The organism is Mycobacterium branderi (genome assembly GCF_010728725.1).
Classification (GTDB): domain Bacteria; phylum Actinomycetota; class Actinomycetes; order Mycobacteriales; family Mycobacteriaceae; genus Mycobacterium; species Mycobacterium branderi.
Genome location: NZ_AP022606.1, coordinates 2790552 through 2804238, shown reverse-complemented (window position 1 = coordinate 2804238; position 13687 = coordinate 2790552). Strand labels below are relative to the sequence as shown.

Sequence of the window (13687 nt, the reverse complement as noted above, 5' to 3'; positions counted from 1 at the left end):
GATGTATTTAGGCGTCATCGTCAATCCGCGCGCACGCAAGAACCTGGCCGCGCGGGGAGATCGCAGCGAAGAGCTGCGCCGCATCGTCGGGCCGTGGGGCGAAGTGCACGAAACCGCCTCGATCGAGGAGCTCCGCAAGGTCATCGAGGAGCTCCATCCGCGGGTCACGCATCTGGTGGGTGACGGCGGCGACGGCGCCCTGCACTGGTTGGTCAACGAAATGCAGCACTGCGTCGGCGATCCGGAACAATGGCCGGCTTTCGTGCCCACCAACGGCGGCAGCGTCAACGCCGTCGCGCGCAAGGCACGGGTGCGCGGGCGCGCCGACGCGATCGTTCGCACACTGACCGCTGCCGCGGCCAAAGACAGGTTCCCGCCCGAAATGTCGCTCGACACCCTGGAGCTCGACGGCGCAACCGCGGACGGTGCGCCGTTTCACCGGCTGTGCTTCGGGATGGCCGCCGGAGGTGTGGGCAACCGGTTCTACGACAAGTACTACGCCAACCCCGATCACGGCCGTGCGGCCGTCGCCCGGGTGATCGGTCGCACCTTCGGCGACTACATCACCAACAAGGTCGCTCCCGGCCACATGGACAGGGAGAACTGGGCGGCCCACTTGTTCGCGCCGACGCATGCCCGCGTCGTCATCGACGGCGAGGAGGTTCCGACCCGGACGCACCGGGTGCTGCACGCCGGCGCGATCGACCTGCGCATCGGGGGTCCGTTCCGGCTGTTCCCACGGGCGTCCGAACCCGGCGCGCTGCATTTCCAGGCCGGGGAGATCAGGCCGTCGAGCATTGTCGTGCAGCTTCCCGCAGCGCTCACCTACGGCAGGCTGCGCGGTAGCGGGGTCCGCGACGTCAACGGCAAAGAGATGATCATCGAGGCCGACGACGAGCCGCTGTCACCGATCATCGACGGCGAGCGGTTCGACGGCATCGTCAGGCTTGTCGCCCGCGCCGGGCCGCGCATCCGCGTCGCCCCGGTAGCGCACGGCTAGCCGCGCCCTTCACCGCCGAGCGCGGATGGTGCGGATGATCTGCGTGGAGAGCTTCGGGTCGCTCAGCAGTTGGTCGACGAGTGCAACGAGGACCTCTTGTCCGGTGACGCGGGCGAGTCCGAGCCGGTCGGCGGCTTCTCGCTGCCAGATGTCGAGGGCCCGGTGCTGGGCGGCTGAAAGATCGACCGTCCGTCGTGTTCGGGCAGTCCGTGTCCGGCCGATGGCGAACGGTTCGGTCGGCGCCGCCGCCACCGCGGGTGTGACCCGCCCACCTGCGGCGCGAGGCCGCCCGTCGTCGCCTCTGATACCGCTCATCGTCGGCCTCCTTCTCGGCAACGTATCTCAGTAATCCGTATCTCAGTACATTATGACTTCTGTAGCGCCGCGGGTCGATGCCGTTGCCTGGCGTCGCCGACGGGCGGCAACCCAGGAGCCATCGCCCTCGGCGATGACAGACAGTGTTTGCTGGGGTTGCGGGGATTTGTCCATATACCGACCGCGCTATGGATCTTTCTTGCACACATTTCTACTAATCCGGCGACGACCAAAAGCCGGTCGGCCGGGCCAGAGCACAAACCGGACGCGAAATATCAGCGGTTACAGAAAATTACGTTTCAGTAGTCCAGTAATAGCGTATCCGCAGAATTAAAGACGTCTTACCTGGGAATTTATGATCCACTGAGCTACTGATCGCAGTATCTATGGACTAATAGCGCCCTGTTGGGGTTGATTCAGTGAGCAGAAACACATCGACACACCGCCCGTAAATGCCGCACCCACTTCAGAAAGCTGGGAAGTTGTTGTGAGTTCAGTGTATGGCCACTAAAAAGCCTGATTAGACTTTGCCAGACATTGCTTAGCAGCGCTACGATCGGCTGTATCCAGTAACGAAGTTGTTCTATTGATTGCAGTTAAGACGAGCCTGGAAGGGAGAGTGACTCCGGACGATGGAGACGCTTATCGATTACCTCGAGAAGTGGGAAGCGCGGCAGCCGGACCAGACCCTCTACCGGTTCGTCGACATCGAGGGCCGCGAGCTCGAGCACTACACCTACCAGAGCTTCGCCGAGCGGACGCGTGAGCTGGCCGCCTACCTTTCAACGGAGGCCGGGCTGCGGCCGGGAGACCGGGCGCTGCTGGTCTACCCCCCGGGCCTGGAGATGGTCGCGGCCTTCTACGCCTGCGCGCGCATCGGCGTGATCGCCGTTCCGGTCAGCCCTCCCCTGCCGATGTCCTTCGAAGCGGGGCTGGCCAAGCTCAGCTTCATCGCGCGGGACTGCCAGGCCAAGGCCGTGCTGTCGACCAAGCAACTCGAGTACGACTTCCGCTCGCTGCTGGGCAACCAGCAAGGCGGGCTGCCCTGGGCCGACGTCGCGCAGCTGCCGGAGTTGCCGTGGTTCGCCACGGATGCCACGCAGGACTTCGGTGGCGCTGCCGTCGCGGACACCCCCGGTCCGGTGCTGTTCCTGCAGTACACCTCCGGTTCCACCAGCGACCCCAAGGGCGTGATCGTCAGCCACGCCAACGTCATCGCCAACGCCTCGGCGTTCACCGGCAAGGAAGTCGCGGTCAGCTGGCTGCCGCAGCACCACGACATGGGGCTGATCTCCGCCTACTTGTTCATCGTCGTGCTCGGCGGGACCACACACGGGATGTCGCCGGCCGACTTCCTCCAGCGGCCCTCTGCCTGGCTGCGGCTGATCAGCGAGGTCCGCGGCACCCACACGCCGGCGCCGAACTTCGGCCTGGAGTACTGCCTGCGGGAGGACAAGCTTCCCACCGCCGAACTGGCCGGCCTTGACCTGAGCAGCCTGGACAGCATCGTGGTCGGCGCAGAACCTTTGCGCGACAAGACGTTTGCCCGCTTCCGGGAGCGCTTCGCTCCCTACGGTCTGCGGCCCGACGCGCTGACCGGCGCGTACGGTCTCGCCGAAAACACCCTGGCGGTGACGCTCAAGGGGCGCCAGACCGTGACCGTGAACAAGCGAGCGCTGGAGCAGAACGCGGTGCGGGTCGAAAAGGCCGTGCCCGAAAACAACAACCAGACGCCGCTGGTGAGCTCCGGCAAGCCCGTCGCCGGAAACGTGATCCGCATCGTCGACCCCGAGTCGCGGCAGGACCTGGCCGAGGGCCGGATCGGCGAGGTCTGGGTGGACGGCGCGTCCAAGGGCGGCGGCTACTGGCGCCGTCCCGAACTCAGCGCGGAGACGTTCGAGGCGCGCATCGTCGGCGACGACGACCACACCTATCTGCGAACCGGCGATCTCGGCTTCCTCTACGAGGGCGAGCTGTTCGTCTGCGGCCGGCGCAAGGACCTGATCATCGTGCGCGGCGTCAACTGCTACCCGTCGGACATCGAGGCCGTCGTGGAACGCTCGGCCGCACAGGTCCGCGGCGGCTGCGTGGCCGCCTTCTCGGTCGAGCGCGACGACCAGGAATCACTGGTCGTGGTCGCCGAGGTGCGCGACAAGGACGCGCTGCCGGACGCCAAGATGCTGGCGCGGGCGATCCGCCGGCACTGCCACATCGATCCGCAGACCATCGTGTTCTCGCCGCCGCGCAGCATTCCCAAGACCACGTCGGGGAAGATCCGGCGCGCGCACACCCGTCAGCTGTGGCTGGACGGCAAGCTGCCCGTGCTGGCGACCCACTCGCACCAGGCGCCGGAAGCGCCGGGTGCCGGCGCGGGTCCGCTGGACCGTTTCCGTTACCTCATCGAGAGCTACGACCTGACTGGTCAGGAGGACTGCAGCTTCGCCGATCTGGGCATCGACTCGCTTGCCCTGGCGGAACTCCACACCGACTTGCAGGCCTTGCTAAGAGAGCACGGCGCCGGCGAGCTGGCCAAAGAGGTCAACACGCGGTTGCTGCAGCGGCTGACGGTTGCCGAGTTCTTCCGGCTCATGCGGCAGTTCGGAGAGGGGGCCGAGCTGCCGCTCCAGACCTTGCGGCAGACACTGGACCAGATTGCTGCCGAGTATGAGGAATACGAGACCCGGCAGATGCGTGCCGACGCGCAACTGCCGCTGCCGGCCCTGCCGCCGGCGCGTGAAGGCGTGCCGACCGACATCCTGCTGACCGGCGCCACCGGATTCCTCGGGCCGTTCCTGGTCAGCAGCCTGCTGGCGCAGACGTCCTACACGGTGCACGCCCTGGTGCGAGCCACCGATGCGGCGCACGGCCTGGACCGGATCGTTGCCGGGTTGCGGCAGGCGCACCTGTGGTCGCCGCGCCTGGAAGCCGAGGTCCGCGCGCGGGTGCGGGTGATCTGCGGCGATCTGGCCGAGCCGAACCTGGGCATCGGCGAGGCCGCGTTCCAGCGACTGGCCGAGAGCATCGACGCGATCGTGCACAACGGCGCCCTGGTCAACTACGTCCGCACCTACGACGCCCTGCGGCCCACCAACGTGGCCGGCACGCACGAACTGCTGCGGCTGGCCATGACCGCACACCGGAAGGCGTTCCACCTGGTCTCCAGCACGTTCATCTACGGCTGGAGCACCATGCCGGTGGTCGGCGAAGATTATGCGAACGAGGAGATGAGCGGCCTGGACTTCGGTTACTCGCAGACTAAATGGGTCGCCGAGCAGCTGGTGCTGGCAGCGCAGCGCCAGGGACTTGATGTGCGTATCTACCGTCCGTCGCTCATCTCCCCGACCAACGCGGGCTTCGGCAGCCAGGACGACATCCTGGTGCGGCTCACCGCGTTCATGATCGAGCACGGGCTGGCCGTCGACGCCCGCAACCAGATCAGCCTGCTGCCGGCGGATTTGATCGCCGATCACGTCGTCGCGCTGATGGGCCTTCCGATGCAGGCGGGTACGGTGTTCAACTTGACCGCCGACGACTACTACAACCTCACCGACATCACCCGGCTGTTGTCCGAACGCCACGGCTACCGCTTTGACTACCTGGACATCCCGTCCTTCACCGACGAGGTGAACCACCGGTGCACGCCGGGCGATGCGCTCTACCCGCTGGTCGATTTCCTCACCCGCTCGTCCGGCAAGATCCAGGCCATGCGGGACAAGCGCTACGACAACAGCCAGTACAGGCAGGCGCGGGCGCTGGCCAAGGTTCGGCGGCACGAGCCGGCGCTGGCCGACACGGTCGACGATCTCGTCGGGTTCCTACGGCGCGAGCGTCTGATCACCGAGGCGGAGAGCGAAGCGCGGTACAGCGCGTAACTAGACTGGGAGTTAGCGATGTTTACCGTCGATGAGAAGGCAGCGGGCCCGCACGACGAGTCGCTCGATCATGAGCGGATCGTCCTGCAGGCGCGCGACGTCGACTTCGACTGGGCGAAGCTGCCGTTCTACTACGTGCCCAACGAGGTCTTCGCCACCCACTTCTGCAATGTCCTGCATCTGTTGCTGCCGGCGGGCGAGGAGTGGATCGTCGACGTCTTCAAGAGGGCGTTGCCGCTGATCCGCGACGACCAGCTGCGGCTGGATGTGCAGGGGTTCATCAGCCAGGAGGCGATGCATTCCCAGGCGCACGCCGGTGTGGCGGACCACCTCACGGCCAAGGGCGTCGATATGACGCCGTTCACCAGCCAGATCCGGTGGATGTTCGACAAGCTCATCGGGGACCGGCCCTGGTGGAGTAGGCGGCGACGGCAGAGCTGGCTGGCCGAGCAGGTCTCGATCGTGGCCGCGCTCGAGCACTACACCGCCATCCTCGGCGAGTGGATTCTGGACACGCCGCAGCTCGACGACCTGGGCGCCGACCCGGTGATGCTGGACCTGCTGCGCTGGCACGGCGCGGAAGAAGTCGAACACAAAGCGGTCGCCTTCGACACCATGAAGCACCTGCAGGCCGGGTACTGGCGCCAAGTGCGCACCCAGCTGCTGGTGACGCCGGCGATGCTGTGGTTATTCGCCCGCGGGGTGCGGTTCATGTACTCGGTCGACCCGCACCTGCCGCCGGGAACCAAACCGCGCTGGCGGGATTACTTCGACGCGGCGCGCCGCGGCTTGGTGCCCGGGCCGTTCGAGTTCCTGCGGGTGATCGGCGCCTACTACAAGCCGGGTTTCCACCCGTCGCAGCTGGGCGGGGTCGGGCGCGCGGTCGAGTACCTGGCCCGCTCCCCCGCTGCCCGCGCGGCGCACTAAGCCATGACCACCTCTTTCGTGACCGCGTCGGACGGCGTCACCCTGGCCGTGCACCGGTACGGCGAAATCGACGCGCGGCGACCGACCATCCTGGCGATCCACGGCTATCCGGACAACCACCACGTGTGGGACGGCGTCGCGGAGCAGCTTGCCGACCGGTACAACTTCGCGGCCTATGACGTGCGCGGGGCCGGTGAGTCGTCCAAGCCGGCCGACCGGTCGGGATACCGCCTCCCCCAACTGGTTTCGGACATCGCCGCGGTGATCGACAGCCTTGGGGTCGACGAGGTTCACCTGGTGGCCCACGACTGGGGCTCGATTCAAGCCTGGTCCGCGGTCACCGACGACTCGGTGATGGGCCGGATCGCGTCGTTCACGTCGATCTCCGGGCCGCACCTGAACTATGCGGGCAAGTTCCTGCGGTCACCGCGCACGCCGCGTGCCGTGGCGGACGTCGCCAAACAGGTCCTGGCGTCCAGCTACATCTGGTTCTTCTTGTGCCCGGGTGTGCCGGAGCTGGCGATCCGGTCCCGCGCGACCGTGAAAGTCTTTGAGGCGGTTGAACGTATCGGCCGGTCCAGCACCCGAAGCCGGCGCCCTGCGCCGTACCGGTCGGTCCACGACTACCTCAACGGGCTCAACCTCTACCGCGCCAACATGCCTGCGCCGATCCTGGCGCCGCCGGCACGGCTGCCGGAAACACGAGTGCCGGTGCAGGTGCTGGTTGCGCGCAAGGACTATTTCGTGTCGCCCGCCCTGCAGCGGTTCACCGGCTCTCTCGCGCCGGGCGGCAGGATCGTCCCGATCGAAGGCGGGCACTGGGTGGTGACGTCGCGTCCGGACGTCATCGCGCGGCTCACCGGCGAGTGGGTGGACCTGGTCACCGAGGGCGCAGCGGGCAGTTCGGTCGTCAACACCGGATCCCGTGATGTGGTAGGCAAACTCGCGCTGGTCACCGGGGCGGGCGCCGGGATCGGCCGGGCCACCGCGGTGGAGTTGGCCCGTCAGGGTGCCGCCACCGTCGTGGTGGTCGACCTCGATGCCGGCAGCGCGGACGAAACCGCGGAGGCCGTGCGTGCTGCCGGGGCCGAGGCCGCGGTCTACCAGGTCGACGTCAGCGACGAAGCCGCGATGAATGACCTTGCCGCACAAGTGCACGAAAAGCATGGCGTCGTCGACATCCTGGTCAACAACGCCGGCATCGGGATGGCGGGCCGGTTCCTGGAGACGACGCCCGAGCACTGGGACACCATCATCGGGGTCAACGTGCGCGGCGTCATCAACGGCAGCCGGGTGTTCGGCGCGCAGATGGTCGAGCGCGGCCAGGGCGGAACGATCATCAACGTGGCGTCGGCCGCAGCGTTTTTGCCGTCGAAATCCATGGTCGCCTACGGCACCACGAAGGCAGCCGTGCTCGCATTGAGCGAATCGCTGCGCGCGGACCTCGCCGACGAGGGCATTACGGTGACGGCGGTGTGTCCCGGCTTCGTCAATACTAATATCGCCAAAAGCACTGTGTACGCTGGCTTTTCGGCCGAGCAGCAGGAGCGGGCCCGGCAGAAGGCCGATGCCGCGTATCGGCGTCGTAACTATACCCCGGAAGCCGTCGCGAAAGCGATCGTCAAGGCGATCCGGACCGGCCCGGCGGTACTGCCGGTCGCGGCCGAGTCCCGGATCGGCTATGCGCTGCGCCGCCTCAGCCCCTCGCTGGTGCGGCTGTTCGCGCGGTTCGACCTTCGACAGACCGCGGAGATCGCCAGCGCGGCGGAGCCGGGCGCAGCGGATCGCCGCACAACAACCTGAGAGATACTGTGAAGCAAAGCATTTGGGCGAGTAGACCGGCCGACTTGTATGGTCGGCGCAAGCGCGACCGCGCGCTGACCGCGCTGTACGGCGTGGGCACACTGTTCGGCGGCCTGGCGTCCGCGTCGCGGTGGACACCGTCGCGGGTGGCGCCGGTGCAGCGCACGATCACGGCGGTGGTCACCAAACGCGAAGTGCTGGCCCCCGATGTGGTGGCGTTGACGTTGGCCGATCCCGATGGCGGTCTGCTGCCGTCGTGGACACCCGGCGCGCATATCGATGTCCGGCTGCCTTCGGGCCGTCGCCGGCAGTACTCTCTGTGCGGTCCGCCCGGCCGGCGCACCGACTACCGCATCGCCGTGCGCCGCATCGCCGACGGCGGTGGCGGTTCGATCGAGATGCACGATACCTTCGACGTGGGTGACACGCTGGTGCTGGAAGGCCCGCGCAACGCGTTCTACCTCGTCACGGACGAGCGCGAGGTGTTGTTCGTGATCGGCGGTATCGGGATAACGCCGATCCTGCCCATGGTTCAGGTCGCACAGCAGCACGGAATCAATTGGCGCGCAGTGTATGCCGGCCGCAGCCGCCAGTACATGCCGCTGCTGGACGAGCTGGTGGCGGTGGCGCCGGACCGGGTCACTGTGTGGGCGGACGACGAGCGCGGCCGGATCCCCACCGCCGAGGACCTGCTTGTCGACGCGGGGCCGACGACGGCGGTCTACGTGTGCGGACCGACCGGCATGCTGGAGTCGGTGCGGGCGGCGCGTGACGAACATGCCGATGCACCACTGCATTACGAGCGGTTCAGTCCGCCGCCGGTCATCGACGGTGTTCCTTTCGAGCTGGAGCTCGCGCGGTCTGGGCAGGTGGTCAGCGTGCCGGCGAACCGCTCGGCACTGGCGGTCATGCTCGACCGCGACCCGGCAACCCCGTATTCGTGTCAGCAGGGTTTCTGCGGAACCTGCAAGGTGAAGGTGCTGGCCGGCGACGTGGAGCGCAGAGGACGCGCCGCCGAGGGCGACGGCGAAATGTTGGTCTGCGTCTCGCGGGCCAAGGGCGATCGTGTGGTGATCGACGCCTAATCTTCGGCCGATTGTGCAGTTTCATCCGCGACACGCCGATGTGGCCGTATCAAACCGCACAGTCGGCGCGTCGGGTTCGGCGGTGACGAAACGTCAAGTCGCTGAGGTAACCCTGGAGCGCACGTAGATCTCGGCCAAGAACTGTTCGACGGCCACCGCAGCGTGCGCGGCGCGGGCGGACCCGAAGATGTCGAAAGCGTGCTGTGCGTAGGGTAATTCGGCGTAGGCAACTGGCTGGTGGCTGACTTCGCGTAGGCGCGCCGCGAAAGCCCGGCCCTGTTCGACCGGGATGAGCGAGTCATTACGCCCATGCAGCACGAAAAACGGTGGGGCATCGGAACTGACGTGACTGATCGGCGAGGCGGCGCAAAGAGCCTCGGCCGTTTCGTTGCGTGACAGCTTGAACACGTATTTGCCCAGCGTCGGCGTCATCAGTGGGTGCAGTGAATCGGTATGGGTGAAGTCGTAGACGCCGTAGAACGGGACCGCGGCTCGCACGCTGATGTCGGCGTCCTCGAAACCGGGTTGGAATTGCGGATCATTCGCGGTCAGCGCGGCCAATGCGCACAAGTGGCCGCCCGCTGAGCCGCCGGTGATCGCAATCCAGTCTGGGTCCCCGCCGTATTCGGCGATGTTTTCCTTGGTCCAGGCCAGTGCACGTTTGACGTCGACGATATGGTCGGGCCAGGTCGAACGCGGGCTGAGCCGGTAGTTGATTGCGACACAAACCCAGCCCAACTCGGCCAGATGACTCATCAACGGATACGCCTGGTGGCGTTTACTTCCCAGCATCCATGCACCGCCGGGAACCTGCAGCAGCACCGGGGCCTGTCCGTTGGGATCCAAATCGGGACGCCGCCAGATGTCGAGATAGTTGCGCGAGCCGTATGGGCCGTAACTGATATTGGTGTCGTGTGCATAGTCGCCGTACACCCGCATCATGCGGATAACGCCTGGCGTCTTGGCGGTGCCGGCGCCCGCGGGCCGCTTCCACAGATCGCCCGATTCGGTACGACGGCCGGCGCCCAGCCCGACATCCAGCGCTGCGGTGAGCGGCCTGTCGGATTGGCGGCCGATGCGATGCAGACCTAATAGACCCAGCCATGACAGCGCCGACACCAGCCAGCTGAACCAGCGCACCCGCGGAGACAGCCGCCGGGTCACCGCGGCCAACGTCGCGAATTGGCCGGCGAGGACTTCCAGCGGTAGTTCCGAGGCGAACACGCCGTAGGCGAAGACGAACAGCGAGGGGTAGCCGCGCTTGCTCAGCGGGCGGTAGCCGTTGGCGGTGAACGCCAACCCGGTCAGGGACCCCAAGACAGCTGTCAATTGCTTCACGACGGTCACTTAACCATCCGCGTGTCCGGTCATCGATCGTCGGGGTTACCGCGGGCTCGCGCGACCTCCTGAACCACTGTAATCACTTCTGTCACTTTAGTTTTACTTGTGGAAATCGGTGGCGGCCGCCGGGCTGGCCTGTTATCATTCGAACATGCGTTCGAGTAGCCGTGAGGAGATCGTCGAGGCCTTCGACGCACTCGAATCTGCCATGAAGCGCGCCCTGGACCTGACGTTTGATACGTTGACCACCCCGGAATGCCTGGCCATGTTGGAGCGCTGTGAAACCATCCGCCGGCGGTTGCCGGCGGTGGAGCATCCGCTGATCAACCAGCTGGCCGAACAGGCCAGCGAGACTGAGTTGGGCGGCACGCTGCGGTTTGCGCTGGCCGAGCGGTTGCGCATCACCCCGGCCGAGGCCAGTCGGCGCATTCACGAAGCCAAAGACCTCGGGCCGCGCCAGGCGATGACCGGCGAACCGTTGGCGCCGGTGTTGCCCGCGACCGCCGCCGCCCAGCGCGGCGGGCAGATCGGCGCCGGTCATGTGGCGGTGATCCGTGGTTTCATGCACCGGCTGCCCGGCTTCGTCGACGCCGAAACCCGCGCACACGCCGAGGCCCACCTGGCCGAGTTGGCCGGGCAGCATCGCCCCGACGACCTAGCCATGTTGGCCCAGCGGCTCACCGACTGCCTCAACCCCGACGGCGACTTTTCCGACGACGAGCGGGCGCGCCGACGCGGCCTGACCCTGGGCAAACAAGGCCCCGATCTCATGTCACACCTAAGCGGCTGGATCACCCCGGAACTGCGCGCCACCCTCGAAGCCGTGTGGGCCAAACTCGCCGCCCCCGGCATGTGCAACCCCGCCGACACGACACCCGTCGTCGACGGCACCCCTTGCGAGGAGACAGCCCAACGCGACACCCGCAGCACCGGCCAGCGCAACCACGACGGGCTGCTGGCCGGACTGCGCGCACTGATCGCCTCCGGAAACCTCGGCCAGCACAACGGGCTACCGGCCAGCATCATCGTCACCACCAACCTGCAAGACCTCGAAGCCGGCACCGGACACGGCCTCACCGGCGGCGGAACACTACTGCCGATGTCCGATGTGATCCGGATCGCCTCCCACGCCCACCACTACCTAGCCATCTTCGACAAAGGCAAAGCCCTGGCGCTGTACCACACCAAACGTTTAGCGTCGCCCGCCCAGCGAATCGTGTTATACGCGAAGGATCGCGGGTGCACGTTCCCGAATTGCCCGGTACCGGGCTATCACTGCGAAGCCCACCACTGCACCCCGTATGCCCAATGCCACACCACCGACGTCAACGACCTCACCCTAGGCTGCGGCGGGCACCACCCCATCACCGAAGACGGCTGGACCACCCGGAAAAACGCGCACGGCGACACCGAATGGATACCACCCCCACACCTCGACCACGGCCAACCCCGCACCAACAACTACTGGCACCCCGACAAACTCCTCCGGCCAGACGACGACGAAGACGACGACGACCCGTAGGCCTTGTGCGTCCGAGCACACAAGCATATGCTTGGAATACCCAAGCATTTGATTGGATGACGCCGTGGCCGACAGCACCCGCGATCGGATCCTGAACGAAGCGCTGCGGCTGTTCGCCGAACACGGTTATGCCGGCACGTCGGTCGCCTCGATCGAAGAAGCGGCCGGGCTGTCGCCGCACTCCGGAGCCCTGTACACCCATTTCGGGTCGAAGCAACAGGTCATGGCCGCCGCCGTCGAGCGGGCTATTCAGACCGCAGATGCGAGTTTCACGCTCGCGCCGATGCTGTCGCTGGGCAACCTCGAGGCCGAGCTGACGCTGGTTGCCCGTGGCTCGCTGGTGCTGATGACCAACTGGCGCAACCTGATTCGCGTGATGGCCAAGGAAGGCGACCGGTTCCCGGAGGTGATGGCCGACGCCCGCGACCGGCTATTCGCCCGGTCGCGGCAATTTCTGGCCAAGTGGCTCCAAGACAAAGCACCGCAAGACGATTCAGTAGACCGCGACTTCGAAGCGATCACCGCAATCTGGCTCGGTGCGATCGAGAACTATTGGATCGCAACGTCTATCCACAATGATCGTCCGCTGGGAATCGACGAGGACCGATTCATTCGCCAATGGGTCCGCACACTGATGACCGCGATCGGAGCGCCCACATGACCCACACTGTCTTCGATTTGAACGATCCGGCCGTCATCGCCGACCCCTACCCGCACTACGCCCGGCTGCGCGACGAGGCACCGGTGTATCACAGCAGCGATCCGGATCTCTGGATCCTCAGCCGTCACGACGATGTCACGGTCGCGGTGCGCGATGCACAGCGGTTTTCCTCGGATCTCGGCAATGCCTCACGCTTCGACGACAACCCGTTCAACCCGTCGATGAAGATCCCGCACCGCTTCGCCGGGACACTCGGACGCGTTGTGCCGCTTCGTACCCTGCTCACCAGCGACCCGCCCGAGCACACGGTGCTGCGCCGCAAAGTGAGCCGGGCGTTCACCCCACGGCGAATCACCGCCTGGGAGCCACGGATTCGCCAAATCGCCGAACGCCTCGTCGACGATATGGCCACGAAAAACAAGCCGATCGATTTGGTCGCCGACCTGGCCTCCCCGCTGCCCACCATCGTGATCGCCGAGATGATGGGCATCCCCGCCGATCGGCACGACGACTTCAAACGCTGGTCGGACAACCTGGTCAACGGGCTTCTCACCGGCGGCAGCAAAGCCAAAATGCTTGCCAGCGCGGGCGAAATCTCGTGGTTCTTCGCGCGAACCGTGCGCCAGCGGCGCCGCAATCCCGGCGACGACCTGGTCAGCCTGCTGGTCACCGGCGACACCGACGCCCTGAGCCTCGTCGAACTCATCAACTTCTGCGTGCTGCTGCTGGTCGCCGGCAACGAGACGACCACCAACCTCATCGCCAACGCCATGCTGGCGCTGCTGCAGCGCCGCGACCTGTGGCAGCAGATCACCGCCGATCCATCCCTGACGGCGTCCGCCGTGGAAGAGACATTGCGCTTCGACGCCCCCGGCCAGGGTCTTCTTCGGATTGCCACCACCGACGTGACGATCGGCGGTACGACGATCCCCGCCGGCGCCAGAGTGCTGCCGCTGATCGGCTCCGCCAATCGCGATCCCCGCCACTGGGAAGACCCCGACGAGTTTCGCCTCGATCGGAATGCCAACGAGCACATCGCGTTCGGCTCTGGTATCCACTTCTGCATCGGCAATGCGCTGGCCCGCATCGAAAGTCGCGCCGCGATCGAAATGCTCGCGCGTCGGCTACCGCACCTCGCTCCCACTGCAGAACCGACGCGAA

At 66.3% G+C, this 13687-nt stretch carries 9 protein-coding genes and 1 pseudogene; 8 read left to right on the top strand and 2 right to left on the bottom strand.

Annotated features, from left to right (window positions below):
* The first annotated feature begins 1 nt into the window (after position 1).
* Positions 2–1000 carry a diacylglycerol/lipid kinase family protein gene (locus G6N47_RS14415; RefSeq protein ID WP_083134398.1) on the top strand — a complete coding sequence of 333 codons (999 nt, stop codon included), beginning with the start codon at positions 2–4 and terminating at the stop codon, positions 998–1000.
* A 9-nt stretch (positions 1001–1009) separates the two neighbouring features.
* On the opposite strand, the gene G6N47_RS14410 is transcribed toward G6N47_RS14415, so the two are convergent.
* Complete coding sequence (locus G6N47_RS14410) at positions 1010–1315, bottom strand: hypothetical protein (protein ID WP_083134399.1); 306 nt, start codon at positions 1313–1315, stop codon at positions 1010–1012.
* Between the two features lie 632 nt (positions 1316–1947).
* Here G6N47_RS14410 and G6N47_RS14405 point away from each other — a divergent pair.
* Genes G6N47_RS14405 through G6N47_RS14390 form a run of 4 tightly spaced genes read left to right on the top strand, consistent with a single transcriptional unit; the run spans position 1948 to position 9002 of the window.
* Positions 1948–5187 (top strand): fatty acyl-AMP ligase, encoded by a 3240-nt coding sequence (locus G6N47_RS14405; RefSeq protein WP_083134400.1) that lies wholly within the window; start codon positions 1948–1950, stop codon positions 5185–5187.
* An 18-nt stretch (positions 5188–5205) separates the two neighbouring features.
* Positions 5206–6114, top strand: a complete 909-nt coding sequence (locus G6N47_RS14400) for a metal-dependent hydrolase (RefSeq protein ID WP_083134401.1) — start codon at positions 5206–5208, stop codon at positions 6112–6114.
* Between the two features lie 3 nt (positions 6115–6117).
* The gene (locus G6N47_RS14395) at positions 6118–7917 is read left to right on the top strand and encodes an SDR family oxidoreductase (protein WP_083134402.1); all 1800 of its coding nucleotides are present in this window, start codon (positions 6118–6120) and stop codon (positions 7915–7917) included.
* Positions 7918–7925: 8 nt separating this feature from the next.
* Positions 7926–9002 (top strand): PDR/VanB family oxidoreductase, encoded by a 1077-nt coding sequence (locus tag G6N47_RS14390; protein ID WP_083134403.1) that lies wholly within the window; start codon positions 7926–7928, stop codon positions 9000–9002.
* A 93-nt stretch (positions 9003–9095) separates the two neighbouring features.
* Here G6N47_RS14390 and G6N47_RS14385 read toward each other — a convergent pair whose 3' ends face one another.
* Complete coding sequence (locus G6N47_RS14385) at positions 9096–10349, bottom strand: alpha/beta hydrolase (RefSeq protein ID WP_083134404.1); 1254 nt, start codon at positions 10347–10349, stop codon at positions 9096–9098.
* Positions 10350–10494: 145 nt separating this feature from the next.
* Between G6N47_RS14385 and G6N47_RS14380 the strand changes: the two genes are divergently transcribed.
* From G6N47_RS14380 to G6N47_RS29690, 3 genes and pseudogenes are all read left to right on the top strand, one after another.
* Positions 10495–11865 (top strand): 13E12 repeat family protein, encoded by a 1371-nt coding sequence (locus G6N47_RS14380; RefSeq protein WP_163659650.1) that lies wholly within the window; start codon positions 10495–10497, stop codon positions 11863–11865.
* A 64-nt stretch (positions 11866–11929) separates the two neighbouring features.
* Complete coding sequence (locus G6N47_RS14375) at positions 11930–12526, top strand: TetR/AcrR family transcriptional regulator (RefSeq protein WP_062539311.1); 597 nt, start codon at positions 11930–11932, stop codon at positions 12524–12526.
* Positions 12484–13656: pseudogene (locus G6N47_RS29690) on the top strand (cytochrome P450); the annotation flags it as partial. The gene G6N47_RS14375 and the pseudogene G6N47_RS29690, both read left to right, overlap by 43 nt.
* Positions 13657–13687 lie beyond the last annotated feature (31 nt).